This window comes from Herpetosiphonaceae bacterium (assembly GCA_036374795.1).
Classification (GTDB): domain Bacteria; phylum Chloroflexota; class Chloroflexia; order Chloroflexales; family Kallotenuaceae; genus LB3-1.
Genome location: DASUTC010000303.1, coordinates 1 through 15,582 on the forward strand (window position 1 = coordinate 1; position 15,582 = coordinate 15,582).

General features: G+C 62.5%; 11 protein-coding genes. 7 read left to right on the forward strand and 4 right to left on the reverse strand.

From position 1 onward, the window contains the following. Both VFZ66_23455 and VFZ66_23460 read left to right on the forward strand, forming a co-directional pair. Nucleotides 1–2,643: Ig-like domain-containing protein (locus tag VFZ66_23455; protein HEX6292165.1), on the forward strand; the 2,643-nt coding region annotated here is incomplete at its 5' end. Nucleotides 2,644–2,773: 130 nt separating this feature from the next. Beyond that, entirely contained in the window at nucleotides 2,774–3,439 is a 666-nt protein-coding gene (locus VFZ66_23460; protein HEX6292166.1) for a carboxypeptidase-like regulatory domain-containing protein, read from the forward strand. Between the two features lie 129 nt (nucleotides 3,440–3,568). Here VFZ66_23460 and VFZ66_23465 read toward each other — a convergent pair whose 3' ends face one another. From VFZ66_23465 to VFZ66_23475, 3 genes are all read right to left on the reverse strand, one after another. Beyond that, on the reverse strand, nucleotides 3,569–4,000 hold the full coding sequence (locus VFZ66_23465) for a hypothetical protein (GenBank protein ID HEX6292167.1): 432 nt from the start codon (nucleotides 3,998–4,000) through the stop codon (nucleotides 3,569–3,571). A gap of 154 nt (nucleotides 4,001–4,154) precedes the next feature. Then, nucleotides 4,155–4,673, reverse strand: coding sequence for a hypothetical protein (locus VFZ66_23470; GenBank protein ID HEX6292168.1), 519 nt, complete (start codon nucleotides 4,671–4,673; stop codon nucleotides 4,155–4,157). A gap of 160 nt (nucleotides 4,674–4,833) precedes the next feature. After that, the gene (locus tag VFZ66_23475) at nucleotides 4,834–5,265 is read right to left on the reverse strand and encodes a hypothetical protein (GenBank protein ID HEX6292169.1); all 432 of its coding nucleotides are present in this window, start codon (nucleotides 5,263–5,265) and stop codon (nucleotides 4,834–4,836) included. A gap of 190 nt (nucleotides 5,266–5,455) precedes the next feature. On the opposite strand from VFZ66_23475, the gene VFZ66_23480 reads away from it, so the two are divergent. From VFZ66_23480 to VFZ66_23500, 5 genes are all read left to right on the forward strand, one after another. Further along, on the forward strand, nucleotides 5,456–6,202 hold the full coding sequence (locus VFZ66_23480) for an FHA domain-containing protein (GenBank protein ID HEX6292170.1): 747 nt from the start codon (nucleotides 5,456–5,458) through the stop codon (nucleotides 6,200–6,202). A gap of 481 nt (nucleotides 6,203–6,683) precedes the next feature. Beyond that, nucleotides 6,684–9,182 carry a PAS domain S-box protein gene (locus VFZ66_23485; GenBank protein HEX6292171.1) on the forward strand — a complete coding sequence of 833 codons (2,499 nt, stop codon included), beginning with the start codon at nucleotides 6,684–6,686 and terminating at the stop codon, nucleotides 9,180–9,182. After that, nucleotides 9,175–9,828, forward strand: a complete 654-nt coding sequence (locus tag VFZ66_23490) for a response regulator transcription factor (GenBank protein HEX6292172.1) — start codon at nucleotides 9,175–9,177, stop codon at nucleotides 9,826–9,828. The genes VFZ66_23485 and VFZ66_23490 overlap by 8 nt, the downstream gene beginning before the upstream one ends. 402 nt (nucleotides 9,829–10,230) lie before the next feature. Continuing rightward, nucleotides 10,231–10,524 (forward strand): hypothetical protein, encoded by a 294-nt coding sequence (locus VFZ66_23495; GenBank protein ID HEX6292173.1) that lies wholly within the window; start codon nucleotides 10,231–10,233, stop codon nucleotides 10,522–10,524. A 94-nt stretch (nucleotides 10,525–10,618) separates the two neighbouring features. Then, nucleotides 10,619–11,110 (forward strand): ester cyclase, encoded by a 492-nt coding sequence (locus tag VFZ66_23500; protein HEX6292174.1) that lies wholly within the window; start codon nucleotides 10,619–10,621, stop codon nucleotides 11,108–11,110. Between the two features lie 157 nt (nucleotides 11,111–11,267). Here the strand turns inward: VFZ66_23500 and VFZ66_23505 are convergent, their stop codons facing one another. Continuing rightward, nucleotides 11,268–14,783 (reverse strand): carboxypeptidase regulatory-like domain-containing protein, encoded by a 3,516-nt coding sequence (locus VFZ66_23505; protein HEX6292175.1) that lies wholly within the window; start codon nucleotides 14,781–14,783, stop codon nucleotides 11,268–11,270. Between the last annotated feature and the right edge of the window lie 799 nt (nucleotides 14,784–15,582).

A 15,582-nucleotide genomic window follows, 5' to 3' on the forward strand; every position in this document is an offset into this window, starting at 1 on the left:
CTCCAGCTCGTGGCCGTCGATGGTCCCGGCACCGTGACGCTGAGCGGCACAGGCCTCAAGCTGATGCAGAGCGGAGGCTTCAACGGCAGCCTGATCGTCGACGGGCTGCGCTTCTCGACCAGCAACGACGATGCTATTCGGCTCACCAGCGTCACGAACCTGCTGCTCGTCAACAGCACCTTCGATCCGATCGGCTCGGATAATCTGGCACATAACGCCTTGGAGTTGACGATGAGTAGTGGCGTGCGGCACGTGGTGCTCTACAACAACACGTTCCGCAACATCGCCAACGATGCGATCCTGCTGATCGGGGAGGGCACCGCGCAGCCGACGATCACGATCGTCGGCAACACCATCACCGACAGCGGCACCCATGCCAACACCACCGATCAGGGAATCTCGGTGGAGATGCGCGGCAGTGCCAGCGCCAGCGCGACGATCGCCGACAACAGCCTGACGCAGTTGGAGAGCCGCGCGGTGGTCGTCGCCGCTGACGACACAGCGCAGTTCCAGGCGATGATCGCGCGCAACACGATCAACACGATCACCACCCAGGATCAGGCGATCATCGCCGAGACGCTGAACGGCTCGACGACGGCGCTGCTGGATGTGACGATCGCCGAGAACACGATCAGCAACGTCAGCAGCGGCAGCGGCATGGTGGTCAGCCTGGGCGGTGTCGTCGCGACACCCAGCACGCCGCGCATCGTCGCCCGCATCGTGCGCAACACGCTGACGAATATCGGCGGCAACGACTTCGACCGGGGCATCGCGATCATCCCAGGTATCAGCAATAACACCAATCTGAACGGGACCATGAGCCTCCTTGTCGCAGAAAACCAGATCAACACCAGCGCGGCGTCGGGCTTGTATCTCTTCGCCGACGATAGCATTGACATCGATGCGACGGTGCGCAACAACAGCTTCCTCAACACGGTAGCGTTCCCCAGTGCCAACGAGGCCGGCTTCCTGTTCCGCACCAACAATGCAAGCGCGCAGCTACGGCTGGCGCTCACCAACAACACGGCGACAACGGCGACTCCCGCTACCAACCGGGCGATCCGGCTGCTCCATCAGACGGGAACCTTCCAGCTAGAGGGCAATTCGGCGCTGACACCGGAGCAGAATGTCGCGGCGGATAATCCCGGCTCCGCTGGGTCGATTCTGGTAGGAGGAACGATCGGGATTATTCCTCGCGGCACGGTCGTCCCGCCCAGTGACAAGGACCCGCCCGTCGCCCAAGACGACACCGCGACGGCGTTTTCTGGCACGCCCACGACGATCAATGTGCTGCCGAACGATCTCGATCCAAACGAGGATCTGGTCAGGCTTAACTTCTTCAGCTTCACCTCGTTCCGGGGCGGCACGGTCACTCGCAACGATAACGGCACACCCGCCAATCTGACCGACGATCGGCTGGTCTATACGTCGCCCGCTGGCTACGTCGGCACCGATACGCTCTACTACACCGGCTCCGACGGCCAAGCGACCGATGTGGCGAAGGTGACGATCAACGTCATCCCGTTGCCCACCAGCACGCCCACCCCGACGGCCACCAATACGCCGACGCCGACCAATACGGCTACTCCAACGAATACGGCGACACCGACCACCACACCGACCAACACACCGACCAATACACCGACCAATACACCGACCAATACACCGACCAACACGCCGACCAATACACCGACCAACACGCCAACCAACACGCCAACTAACACACCGACTAACACACCGACCAATACACCAACCAATACACCAACCAACACGCCGACTAACACGCCGACCAACACGCCGACGATCACGCCAACTAACACGCCGACCAATACGCCGACCAATACGCCAACCAATACGCCGACGATCACGCCAACCAATACGCCGACTAACACGCCGACGATCACGCCAACCAATACGCCAACCAACACACCGACCAATACACCGACTAACACGCCAACCAATACGCCCACGGCGACCAATACGCCCACGGCGACCAGTACACCGACGCCGACCAATACGCCGACGCCGACTAACACGCCGACGATCACGCCCACGGCGACCAATACGCCCACGGCGACCAGCACGCCGACGATCACGCCGACGACCACGCCGACGAGCTACAAACAGTACATTCCGATCGCCGCAGCCTGGCCTGAGCTAGTTGCGTCGATCCGTCTTGAGCCGAGCAAATCCACGTTCGCCGCCGGAGAGCCAGTCAGGATCATCGCGACGATCACGAACCTTGGCACGACGCGGTCGGCGCCGGCATGGGCGGACCTGTTCATCAATCCTTCGTCGCCGCCAACCAGCGCCAACATTCGCTGGAACGATGTCTGCGGCATGTATCCGTGCTTCGGGATCGCCTGGCGCGTACCCGCGCTAGCACCCGGCCAGAGCGTCGTGCTCACCTCCGATCCGGGCAGCTACGCTGCCGACTACTCGGTCTGGCCGGGCTGGTTCGCATCGGGAACGTCGGATCTGTACCTCTACGTCGATAGCTGGAATCCAGGCGTCGCGACGGGTGCGAATCCCGAAGAGACGGAGGCGAATAACCGCGCCGAGCTACATGGGTTACAGGTGACAGGATCGAATCCGCAAAGCACACGCGACACGGGTGACGTACAGCAGCGTCCGGCTCGCTAGCGAAGTTCCCCGATGGGTGCGCTGCATGCCAGCGCGCCCATCAACATCGTGTGTTAGGATAGACGCTTAAGATCGCCTAAGCCCCCCTGCGTTTGCATGAGGATGGAGTATTTCGGAGGAATAGCGACGCATGATCCAACACTACACCCGTGCCCTGCTTCTGCGTACAGGATTGCTGCTGATGATCGGTCTGGTGCTTCAGATCGCCATCGCCCGACCGGCACTGGCCCAGGAGCCGCCGCGACCAACCCTGGAACCGACCGCAACCCCGACGATCACGCCAACCGGCACGGCAACGCCAACGCCGGTTCCTCCAGATGACACGTTGCCCAGCCCAACCGAGGCTCCTGCCGGGCGGATCATCGGCACGGTGATCGATCTGACCACCAACGCTCCCGCGCCGGGCATCCGCGTCGCAGTGGGCGATATCACCGTCACTACCGATGGCAACGGCAACTACGAGCGCGCGGGCCTACCCGCAGGCAGCTATCAGGTTGCGCTGGTCCTGACCGCCGCGCAGGGCGTTGCGGAGCAGGGGCCGATCACGGTGGATCTGGCCGTGGGCGCCACTGTGGTGCAGCACCTTGCATTCCGCAGCCCCCTCGCAGCCACGGCTGTTCCCAGCACGCCGACGCCGACACCGACTGGACCGGCAACGCTGCCCGATACGGGCGATAGCAGCGGAAACGCCGCGCTGTTCCAGGGCGGGCTGCTCGCAGCGCTGATCGTGCTGCTCGGCCTGAGCGTCTGGGGCATGACCGAACGGTCGCGCCGAACCGCGATCAGGCGAAGATAGATCCGGGCCAGCGCGACCGCTCTATGAGCAACAGAACAGCACCCGCCGGGATGACCTCCTGGCGGGTGCTGTATGTTCGAGCGGGGTGCGGAATCGCGGTCACGGCCTGTGCTGCTGCGCCGCCAGCGATCACCCGACCGACGTACGACGACTCAGCGCGGCGATCCAGCCTGCGATCAAGAGCAGCTCACCCAGCGCATCCAGCAGATAGATCGGCGAGATCCTGCGCTTTGCCACGTACACCACGTCGCCCGCCGCCAGCACGCCAGCGCTCCCGATAGCCAGCAACGTGGCCTCCGGCCCAGGACGGCGACGCAGACCGGCCACCATCAGCACTCCCCCGACCACGGTGATCAGCGCTCCAACAATTTTGACCAGCCAGCGATCGACTTTCGGGCCGGTCACTTTCTGGAAGGTATCGATGCTCACCAGCGGCCAGATGCCGGTGATGATGTAGTAGAGCGCCTGTGCCAGCGCGACGAGCCGCAGCCAAAGCGATGCGCTGCGCGCTTCCGGCGTATCCCCGGCGATTGAGTGACGGCACATCGTCTGTTCGTCCATGCCTCTCCCTCACGCAGTTCACAGCCTGTCCGCCCAAGGTAAAGCGGTCGGAATACGCTCCCCTTGTTTCCGACCGCTCTCAGGAGGCCCACATGGCGTGGTTAGCGCCGTAGTGTTAGCAAGCTCTATGCCAGCCAAGTTCAAAGTTTCGAGGTTATTCCCTATGTTCTCCGTCCGGGCGCAGCCAGCAGATCATATGTGGATAGGGCGCGACGCCGCGCGACGCCGCCTGCGTGGCGTCATAGGTCATACCCGCCCATTGCAGCATCGGCACGCCGAAGGTATGGCCCTGCTGAAAATTCTCGACGATCGAGCGCGCGCCGCCCTGATATCCGGCCTCGTGAAAGACGACCGCCGGGTCGATCCTGAGATGCAGCGCCGCCGCATACGACCACGCAATCGCCATCATCTCCTCGGCGGCATCCGGCCCTACATCGCCGCTGATCGTCGTGCGGCGCGCGGGAGCCGCCACTGCCAGATGCCCGGCCTCATGCAGCAGGTCGCCGGGATAGCGCAGCCGCGCCTCGTCGATCAGCAGCGCGCCGTGGTCGATCCAGATGCCGGGTAAGAACGTCTCCGCCGGGATCTGCCCCGCTCGGACGTCGAGGCCGATCGCCTGGAGGAAGCTCACGATCGTCCGGGTCAGGGGGTCGGTAAAGGTTGGTCGGGTCATGCCTATCTCCACATGCTGATGGTTGGATGGGATCGGGGGATCGACGCAGACGATCATAGCATAGATCAGCGCACGGGCGAAGTGGCATTGCGCAGACGATGCCGCCGACGGTAGCTCAGGCGCAGCGGGCAGGGATGTTGCCGACACGCTGCCCGTAACACTAGGCCGGTAGCAAGCCTTTGTCGCGCATGATCGTCTGCTCATCCTGATGGGCGATAAACAAGATCACTTTCGGCTGCTCGGCATCCCTGGAGACAACGTATGTCACCTCGAACGCGATCGGCTCGTCGCCGGTCTTGCGGAAGAACGCAGCCCATTTCACCTTGACCAACGCATAATGATCGTCCAGCGCCGTCTCACTCAGCGCCAGAATCCTGACCGACTCCAGCTCGACACGCCGATAGAACTCGTAGATCTGGGTCACGGCAGCCCGCAGCTCATCCTCGCTCGTGGTGCAGCCGACGAAATGAGGCGCGGCGGCCATGCAGCACTCGGCAAATACGCCGATGGCCGCCTCGACATCAAGCGCACTAAACGCTGCCTCATACGTCGCAAACAGCCGCGCCAGGTCGCTGTCCATGGAGTTGCTCATGGAAGTCCTCCCGCTGTAGAAACAGACGCAGCTCTGCTCGTGTGCAGGCGTCTTTCAACCGCAAGCCTCGTCTCAAGCGTATCTTAGCACGTCCGACTATAACACGGACAATCAGGCGCAGGCTGCAACACTCGATCGGCTGTGAGCGTCTTTGTAGGCGTAGCAGTGCGCCTGGTACGATGGAGGAGCTATGTTAGATAAAGGAACGCTGGAGCAGGAGAGCAACGATCTCAAGCGCGAGATCGGCAACCTGGAAACCCAGATCAAAAGCGTTCGCGACTATATCGCCGCGCAAGAGCGCAACTTACGAAGCGCGGCAGAGTCGGTTCGCGCAATCACCGAGCGCAGCCTGGCCGAGGCGCGCGGCGATCTCTACCTCAAGGAGCTGCGGCTGCAACAGGTGCGTCAGGAATTCCAGATCAAGCAAGAGCATCTCGCCAAGATCGGCGCTATCGCGCGCAAGCAGCAGGATATTCAGACCTTGGAGCTGGAGCGCGACAGGATCACCGGCATGCTTCAGCGCGCGCAGGTCGAGCTTCAGCAGCTCATGCATGAGTATCAATCGTCGAGCAGCCCCAGCGCCACCGCTGAGTATGCCCTGATCTTCAGCGGCGGCGAGCGCTTTGTGCTGCCTGCCAGCGCATCCGAGATGCTGGTCGGCTGCGCCGACACGGGCGTGTTTCCCGACATCGATCTGGCACCGCTCGGCGGCACGGCGCAGGGTGTCAGTCGCAGGCACGCGGCGCTGCGTCACAGCAATGGAGCGTGGTCGATCGTGGACTTGAACAGCACCAACGGCACGTACGTCAACACGATCAAGATCGCGCCGAACATGCCGACGCCGTTGCAGGATCAGACCAGGCTGCGCTTCGGCAATCTGGATGCGGTCTTCGGCCAGCAGCCAGCACCGGCACATAAGACCGTGCGCCTGACCTAGCGCGGCAGCCGCCCGTGCCGATAGCGTTCTCAGCAGCCATGCGGATCGATGTGCAGGACTGGCGCTCAATCGCCAGTCCTGCACGTGCGTTATCGCCTCCTGCTCGATCGCCGCCTGCTACTGCCGACGCTCCACCCTTTTCACGGCAGCACATGCTCTTTGAGCGCCTGCATAGCACGCAACCGATGGATCAACTTGTGCTAGAATCCATTGAGAATCCGCTGCCGTTGCGTCGAGAGCAGAGCTATGTCACCCACCTCAAGCGCTCGCGATGGTGGACGATCGCAGGTCAGCATCCTCCTACGACCAGCAAGAAATCGTGACCTCACGGAAGCACATCTCTACCTGCGACGGATACCACGTACACTACAATGCGTCAATCTGGCGCTGCGATACCGGTACAGCCTAACCACCGGGCAAAAGGACATGAGCGGCGGTGTGGATCAGCCGATGAGTACATCCGCCCGCAAGAGGTATCGCCGTGCGTAAAGATGCCCTAGCTCAGGAAATTGAGGCGCTGCAACAACGGATCACCGATCTCCAACAGCGCATGACCGAGGCGACGCCGGAGCTGCTCCAGCAGATGCTCGACGAGCTGCACACGGCGCTGGAAGAGCTGCTGGTGGCCGAAGAGCAGCTACACGAGCAGAGCGCGGTGCTCCTTGCCACCCAGGAGGAGCTGGAGCTCGAGCGCCGACGATTCGCTGACCTGTTCGAGTCTGCGCCCAACGGCTACCTGATCACCAGCGCGCGCGGCGTCATTGTGGAAACCAACCGGGCCGCCAGCGACCTGCTGCACCATCCAAAGGCATTCCTGGTGGGCAAGCCGCTTGCTCTGTTCGTCGTAAAGCACGAGCGGCAGCATTTTTGGGCGCTCCTCAAGCGGCTCCACACATCGCCGAACGTTCAGGAGTGGGAGGGTCAGTTGCAGCGACGTCGCGATACGTCTATCGAAGTGAGCGTGCGCGTGGCTCCCGTGCGCGATCAAGCCGGTACCGTCATCGAGCTGCGCTGGCTGATGCACGATATGACGGCGCGCAAGCAGGCCGAGGAGCAGATCCGGCATCTGAACGCGGAGCTTGAGCAGCGAGTTGCCGAGCGGACCACGGAGCTTGTACAGGCGAATCAGATCAAAGATGCGCTGCTGCTGCGTGAGCAGGCGGCAAGGCGCGAGGCCGAGGCGGCACGGCAGGCGCTCCAGCTCAGCGAGGAGCGCTTTCGTATCGCGCTGGCTAGCTCGCCCGTCACGGTGTTTCATCAGGATCGGAATCTGCGCTACACCTGGATCTACAATCCGTATCCTCCCGCGCAGCCGGAAGAGATCGTCGGCAGGAGCGATGCCGAACTCTTCCAGCCCGACGATGCCGCACGCCTGACGGCGATCAAACGCGGCGTGATCGAAACCGGAGTGGGCGTCGAGACGGAGGTGCAGCTCTTCACGCCAGCCACGCCGATGTGGTTCAACCTGCGCGCGGAGCCGCTGCGCGACGCGGCGGTCGCGGTCGTCGGGATCGCCTGTGCTGCGACCAATATCACGGCGATCAAGCAGGCCGAGTTTACGATCCGGCGGCAGGCGCAGCTTCTGGAAGCGACCTTCGACGCGATCCTGGTTCGCGAGGTTACGGGACGGATCATCTACTGGAACCGCAGCGCCGAGACGCTGTACGGCTTCTCGAAGGACGAGGCGATCGGCGAGTTCTGCTACGAGCTGCTGCGCATGGCCGGCAGCGAGAGCATGACGGCGATACAGCGCGCGCTGAATGAGAGCGGGCGCTGGGAAGGCGAGCTTCAGCATACCACACGCGACGGTCGCACGATCGTCGTCTCCAGCCGCCAGGTGCTGGTGCGTGAGGACGACGGCAGCGAGCACGTGATCGAGTCCAACTACGACATCACCGAGCGCAAGCGCGTCGAAGAGCAGTTGCGCGAAAGCGAGGCCCGCTTCCGCACCCTGGCCGACAGCGCGCCCGTGCTGATCTGGATGAGCGGCCCCGATAAGCAGTACACATACGTCAACAAGATCTGGCTGTCGTTTACCGATCGCCGCCTTGAGCAGGAGCTAGGCACCGGCTGGCTGGAAGGCATCCACCCCGACGATCGCGCGCGGTCTGTGGTGCTCTACAACGCGGCCTTCGACGCGCGCGAGGCGTTGCGGATCGAGCACCGGCTGCGACGCGCCGACGGCGAGTATCGCTGGATGCTGAACTGCGGCATTCCGCGTCTCGCGCCCGACGGCGCGTTTGAAGGCTATATCGGCTCGTGCATCGACATTACCGACCGCAAACATATGGAGCGGGTGCGCCATACGCTGCTTGAGCGGATGGTAGCGGCGCAGGAGGACGAGCGCCGCCGCCTCTCGTACGAGCTGCACGATGAGTTGGGACCCTACCTGACGGCGCTCCAACTGGGCCTTAGCTCGCTCCAGGAGCTTGCCCCGGCGGATACCGCCGGTGAGCAGCACATCAAACAGTTGCAGGAGTTGACAACCAGGCTTGGCCGCGATCTGCACGCGCTCGCCCGGCAGCTTCGCCCGGCTGCCCTCGACGATCTTGGGCTGCGCGCCGCGCTCGAAAACCTCGTCGAGGAGTGGTCCAATCGCTACGCCATCGCCGCCGAGGTTCAGTCGATCGGCCTCGACACACAGCGGCTACCTGCGCCGCTAGAGACGGCGATCTACCGCGTGGTGCAGGAAGCGCTGACCAACGTCGCGCGCCATGCCCAGGCCCGACACGTGAGTGTGATCCTGGAGCGGCGGAGCCAGCACGCGCAGCTTATCGTCGAAGACGACGGGCGGGGCTTCGAGGCCGAGACGCTGCTGCATATGCCCGATACCGAGCGCGGGCTTGGCCTGATCGGGATGCAGGAGCGCGTGGCCGCCCTTGGCGGCAGGCTGACGATCGAGTCGTTTCCTGGGCGCGGCACCGCGATCTTCGTGCGGATTCCGATCTCCAGTAAGCCGGAGGTGACGACCGATGACTAAGCTGCGTATTTTCCTTGCCGAGGATCATGGTATCGTCCGCCAGGGATTGAAGACCTTGATCAATGTCCAAGCCGATATGGAAGTCATCGGCGAGGCGGGCGATGGCCTATCGGCCATCCAGCAGGTCCAGACCTACCTGCCGGATGTGGTGGTGATGGACATCTCGATGCCGATGCTCAACGGCGTGCGCGCCACGCGCCAGATCAAGCTGTGCTGCCCCGACATCAAAATCCTGGTGCTGAGCGCCCACGAGGAGAAGAGCTACCTGCGCGAGATGTTGGCGGCGGGCGCGACTGGCTACGTGCTGAAGCGCGCCGTGGCCGACGATCTGATCCAGGCGATTCGCGTGGTCGCCGCCGGTGGCGTCTACCTGGACTCGTCGCTCGCCAGCACGGTGATGAGGAGCTTTGTCCAGGGCACCAGCCGCAAGCGCGAGGCGCAGCGTATGGCCTTGAGCGAGCGCGAAGAAGATGTTGCCCGGCTGATTGCGCAGGGCTATACCATCAAAGAGATCGCGACACAGCTCAATCTGAGCATCAAGACCGTTGATACCTACAAAACGCGGGCGATGGAAAAATTGGGCCTGGATAGCCGCGTTGCGCTGGTGCGCTATGCCTTGCAGCACGGCTGGCTCCAGCCTGAGTGACGCCGCGCTTGTGGTATCCGTCGCACTGTCAGAATTTTCCTGACACAGCCTCCGAACTCTTCGTGTTTGTCTGACACAGATTACGCTTTTTGCCCCTATCAGCATCTGACCCCTGGTTGCTACACTATAGAGACAATCAGATTCAGCAGTTGTCGATAGCCGATACTCCCACGGTATATCCGCTGCCCCTCAACGCTGCCTACGCTTTTAGCATCACGCCCGACGGGCACCCATGCTGGTACCTGCACCGGCGGTAGACACTAATTAATACATATCCAACGCAGCTCTCAGCCCGTGGACCGAGACCATTGGATATAGCGGCGGATCATGGCGATCCGCCAGAGCCGGTTCCAGGCTGAGGCCAATGCCGGAGCCGGGCTGGAGCGATGATATGGCGATGATATGCACACAACATCAACGAGCCAGCGTCTTGTTGCACGCGCCGTGCTCAAATGCGGCAACCTCGGCTGGATCTGGGCGGTACTAAGCTGCCCCTGCTGCGGGGGTGAGCACTGGCACTCTGGTGGCCCGCTCTACGGCGATCCGTATCGCTTCGTCGGGCCGGACATTTGCCATGTATGCCCAGGCGTCACCGAGCTGGCGGATGACCTTGAGCAGACGCCCGTGATCCGCCGATCGATGATCTATGTGCTCGAGCCTGATGGCTCGGTTGCCGCTGATCACGTGCGAGAATAATACTGTGTCGGAAGCAGATCCGGTCGGCGCTGTCCCGTGATCTGCATGTTCATGTCAACATATTCCCTGCGATCTACCGCCAGGAGGCTCGGTCATGTCAGCCACCGCTAATCAAGCGCTTGTGCGCACGTTCTTTGACGCCGTTTGGAATCAGGGTGATGAGACGATCCTGGATAATCTGCTCGCACCACGATCCGGGCGCTCCATCGCCACAAGGCTATCCCGCGACACCGCCTATATTCGCGCGAATGTCCGCATCTTACGCGCCGCGTTCCCCGACTGGCGCGTCACGATCGAAGAGATGATCGCGATGCCCGATCGAGTGCTGACGCGCTGGTGTGCCGAGGGCACGCATCTGGGCTCGTTCATGGGCTTCGCGCCGACAGGCCGACGGATCAGTGCCACCGGAATCAGCATCTTCTATATCACCGGGGGCCGCATTCAGGACGCGCGGGTGAGCCGCGACAGCCTGAGTATGCTCCGGCAAGTCTGCGCCGGGTTGAGCAAGGGGCCGACGGCTCAGCGAGCGATCAGCACCGTTACCGACGGCGAGCAGGGCGAGGCGCTCGCGCTGGGCGGCGGATAAACCGGCACCGGGACGAACACGAGACGAGGAGATCGCATGATCTCCTCGTCTGAGTATACGCCCGTCGATCGGCTCGATGGGCTGCCGGGACGCACCTGATCTTGCCCAGCATGGAGCGGCACCTGGATCTCGGAGCCACTCCACGGCAGCGCCGGGCTTAGCGATCCGGTCGATCGGTCACGCGGATCGCGTTGATGATCGGCTCGCCAAAGCCACGCCGCGTCAGGAAGCGGATGTTGAGCTGTCCATCGGTGACGGTCACGAAGAAGCTGCGGTCGTCAGCCGTCAGGCCCGGCACCTTGCTCCTGATGTCAAAGCCCGTCAGCACCGCCTTGTCCTCCATGGCAACATCAAAGACCCGCTGACCGGGACGCAAGCCCTGGATCTCGGCGAAGCGTAGCTCGACCTGATACGTGCCTTGCGGCAGCCCGTCGAAGCGATACTCAACCTGACCACGGCGCGCATCCTGGTAGAGCGCGTCATCGTCGGTTCCCGCGATGCTCGAACGTGTGTTGACGGTGCTCGACCGGTTGAAGTAGCCGTAGCTGCCAGCCGTGTATGCCTGATCGGCTGCCCAGGGATCGGTAGCTTGATCGGTGTAGGCATTGCCGCCGGTATTCACCGCCACGCGGTAGCGCGGCACAATCAGCCGCACGGGGATCGTGATCCAGTTCATCCGTCCGCTGTTGCTACCCACATAGAGGTAGGCGTAGTTGGACCATCCGGGCTGCATGCCGCTCGAATTAGCCGTGACGTGGACGATCTGCGTCGCTCCCGCCGCCAGATCGCCGTTCATCGGCTCCTCCGAGAGCCATGGTACATCGTAGTCTTCGTAGAGCCACCACGGCGTAGACTCGGTTCCCGTATTCCGCAGCGTCAGCGCTATCGTGCGGGTCTGATTTGGCGGCATGATGAACTCAAGCTCAGACCGGCTGACCTCCACGCGAGCGGTACGCAGGGCAAAGTCTTGCTGCACAAACCGATCCTCGGCAACCGTGAGCTGCGCCGACTCGGCGGTGTAGTTGTACTGGGACGCCTCCACGGTGTAGGTTCCGACCGGAAGCTGCAACTGGTAGAAGCCCTGATCGTCGGCCCATGTTGCCTGGACCTGGCTTCCGTCCTTGATCGCCTGCACGAACGCCGATGGCATCGGCTGGTGGTCGTTGTTGTCGGTGACGTAGCCGCGCACGAAGCCGGACGGCGGCAAGCGGTACAGCACCGCCGTGTCCTCGCGCAGCGTGGGCTGATCGAAGGAGTACTGGAGGCCGACCCACCCGTTCTCGTCCTCGATGCCCATGGTCGCGGAGTTGCCCTGCTCGCGCTGTTCGGCGTCGATCGAGGTGTACTGCATCAGGATGCGACCATTCTCATAGAGCACGACCTCGAAGCGCACCCGCTCCTGGCTCACGCAGCAGAAGGCAACGTCGCGCCATTCGATCACGAAGCGGCGATTCGGCGCGGTGCCCAGCAGCTCAGACCGCACGCTGGACGCCTCATCCACGTACAGATCATCCCAGAACGGGTAGATCGCGGCGTTGGGAGAATACGGGTTGGGGATCGACACGTTGCCGAGATTCGAGTCGAGCCTCTGGAAGTTCAGGAAGCCGTTGGTGCTGACATAGGCGTAGTTGTAGATCTGTCCGTAGAAGATGAATGGGAACGGAAGCGCGACCGTGGTCGCGCTGTCGTCGCCGTAGAGCGGCACGACCGTGTTGGCGTCGATGAAGCTGAACGGAACTGCCTCGCACGAGTAGCCAAAGGCGTCCACGCGCTGCCGCAGCGCAAAGTCGAGCGTCACGTCGCCACTCACCACCAGCGATTGCGTGAGCGAGTCGTTACAGCCCTGACCAACAGCCTGAACATCATAGGTCCCTGCGGGAACATTGGCAAAGCTGTAGAAGCCGTCGGCGTCGGTGGTCGCCGGCGGGATCGGCACTCCGAGTATCGTCAGCGTCGTATTGGCAACCGGAGCATTATGGAAGTCTCGCACGTAGCCGGACACCGTATACCTCGGAGCGGAAGTCAGCGCGAAGTTCTGGGTCGTCGTTGCATCCTGGCTGATACTCACGCCGCTCACGGTCTGCGGCAGGTACCCGAAGGCAGCGATGCTGACATCATAGACTCCGACCGGCAGCCGCATGCTGTAGAAGCCGTTGGCGTCGGTGGTCGTGTGGCGGCTGGCAGGGCCGCTCATCTGGACGCTCGCGCCGACGATCGGCGCCTGGGTGCTGGCATCGACGACGGTGCCCTGAAGCATACCCATCGGGCCACGCGGTGACAGATCGACGGCGGCGAAGGCGTCGAGGCGACCCTCGCCCCAGACGTTGTTGGCGTTGCCCGCGTCGGCAGGCCCAGGATAGGAGCCGTCACAGCTCGTATCCTGCACATCGATCGCCGTTTGATCCAGTAGCTCGCGTGTGGCCGCCACATCGCCGATCAGCGACGGAGCCGCCGACCACATCAGCGCCACGGCGGCGGCGACGTGCGGTGAGGCCATCGACGTGCCGCTGTTCGACCCATAGCCATTGCCCGGTACGGAGCTGCGCACATCAACGCCGGGTGCAGCAACATTCGGCTTCACGCCGCCAAAGGCCGAAGGCCCACGGCTGGAGAACCAGGCGATGTTGTTGCCAATATCGAAGGCACCTGCCGCGTAGCTCTCAGGATAATCGCCGGGAGAGCCCGCTGTGCGGCAGCCTGGTCCGGCATTGCCGATCGAAAAGGCCGGGAAGATACCGGCGGCAACCCACGCCTGCACGACATCGCGGAAGGTCGAGTCTCCTGGGCCATCTCCCCACGAGTTATTCACGATGTTGGGCCGCAGATCGGGCCGTGGATTATTGCCGTTCAGGTCGGTAGGCGCGAGCATCCACTGCATCGAGGCCATCAGCGCACCGAGCGAGCAGCCATTCGTCTCGCAGCCTTTGGCCGTAATCCAGGTCGCGCCGGGTGCCACGCCGATCTGGTTCGTGCCGTCATCGCCGACCATCGTGCCCATCGTATGCGTCCCATGGCTTTCGTTATCGCAGGGAACCGTCGACGGGACGCCGCAGATGTTGGACGGGTCAAACCAGTTGTAGTTATGGTCGAAGCTGCCGTCAGGCTGCCGACCACGATACTGGTTCACCAGCGCCGGGTGGTCGAACTGCACGCCCGTATCGATGCTGGCGACAACGATGCTCTCGCCGCGCACGCCGAAGGTCGACCAGACCTCAGGGGCGCGGATGCGATCGATATTCCACTCGACGCCGTTGACCGCCGGATACTGTCTGCCGGGTGTCGGCTCTGGTATCTGGTACGGGCGATCAGCCACGATCTTTTCGACCTCAGGCAGCCTGGACACCTCCTTGATCGTCGCTGCATCGGCAGTCGCCTCGATGGCATTGACGATGAAGAACGGTCGGTGCTTAGCACCACGGCTTTGGAGCAGCCCACGGACACCCGCCTGGCTTGCATTCGCCATTGCCTGGAGCCGATTGTAAACAAACTGACCGCGCGCCTCCCAGTTCTTGATCGCAAAGGCTGGCTCCAGGTTCGCCTTACCATGCAGGATAATCCAGACGGTGGACTCCTGGTTGGCCGCAAGCTGGGTGTAGACGCTCGGTTCGATCTTCGCCTCTGAGGCCACAGATGGACCCGCGAAGGCGATCAGGGGCAAGCTAACCGATAACATGAAGAGCGTTGCAACGATAGCTCTGCCCCAGCGGAAGGATCTATGCGTATTCATCATCGTTCCCCCTTACTAGCGCTAGAACTCCGACAGGACTGTCTGGCAGCAGCAAGATGAGATAGCGCGGCAAGCAGTACTCACATGCCGCCAAAACAATGATCATTAGGTATTGCACAAGAGAACATGATCACCTCCCTTGTTTGTGCCATGCAGAGAGGAGATTGCACCGAAGTAGCACATAGCACGAAGCCATGTTGTGCAGTCGCTATTCGATCGTGGATCGCGATCTACGACAACAGAGGTTGAGCTACAGATTGAGAGCGGAGGTGGGGGAACACCACCGTATGGTTGAGCCGAAGCATCGGCTCACGATCTCGTGAGGCATGGCCCCCGACGGTGTACGCTGGCGCTCATGCTTGTTATTTGCTCCGTACCACGGATACTAGATCAAAATACTGCGCGTGTATCAGAAGAGGCCGCCACGACGAGTAGAGAACTCACCACACGACGCAGATGCGGCGACAGTAGCGAGCTTAATACACATCGTGCCCGGATCATAACGCCACGCGCGCGCGCTGACAGCTACACTGCGCTTAATCGGGCATACGGCACCGAGCACCAGCCCTGGCCCTCCTGCAATGGGCAGAGCGGGACGTGGGCGATCCCGCTTGATCGCGCCCTCGCAGCGCAGCTCTCGCACCACACCTACCGCACAGAATCTCACGAGCCGCGCTGCTCCACGCAGCCGCCGCAGTGGGCCAGCCGGTGCCGCTCGAACGATGCAGACGGGAAGATGCGATGC

What these genes read in the sequence shown, in the direction of transcription:
- VFZ66_23475 (HEX6292169.1), bottom strand. Translation starts at nt 5,265, where the DNA reads ATGAGCAACTCCATGGACAGCGACCTGGCGCGGCTGTTTGCGACGTAT.
- VFZ66_23505 (HEX6292175.1), bottom strand. Translation starts at nt 14,783, where the DNA reads ATGTTATCGGTTAGCTTGCCCCTGATCGCCTTCGCGGGTCCATCTGTG.
- VFZ66_23500 (HEX6292174.1), top strand. Translation starts at nt 10,619, where the DNA reads ATGTCAGCCACCGCTAATCAAGCGCTTGTGCGCACGTTCTTTGACGCC.
- VFZ66_23480 (HEX6292170.1), top strand. Translation starts at nt 5,456, where the DNA reads ATGTTAGATAAAGGAACGCTGGAGCAGGAGAGCAACGATCTCAAGCGC.
- VFZ66_23465 (HEX6292167.1), bottom strand. Translation starts at nt 4,000, where the DNA reads ATGGACGAACAGACGATGTGCCGTCACTCAATCGCCGGGGATACGCCG.
- VFZ66_23495 (HEX6292173.1), top strand. Translation starts at nt 10,231, where the DNA reads ATGCACACAACATCAACGAGCCAGCGTCTTGTTGCACGCGCCGTGCTC.
- VFZ66_23470 (HEX6292168.1), bottom strand. Translation starts at nt 4,673, where the DNA reads ATGACCCGACCAACCTTTACCGACCCCCTGACCCGGACGATCGTGAGC.
- VFZ66_23490 (HEX6292172.1), top strand. Translation starts at nt 9,175, where the DNA reads ATGACTAAGCTGCGTATTTTCCTTGCCGAGGATCATGGTATCGTCCGC.
- VFZ66_23460 (HEX6292166.1), top strand. Translation starts at nt 2,774, where the DNA reads ATGATCCAACACTACACCCGTGCCCTGCTTCTGCGTACAGGATTGCTG.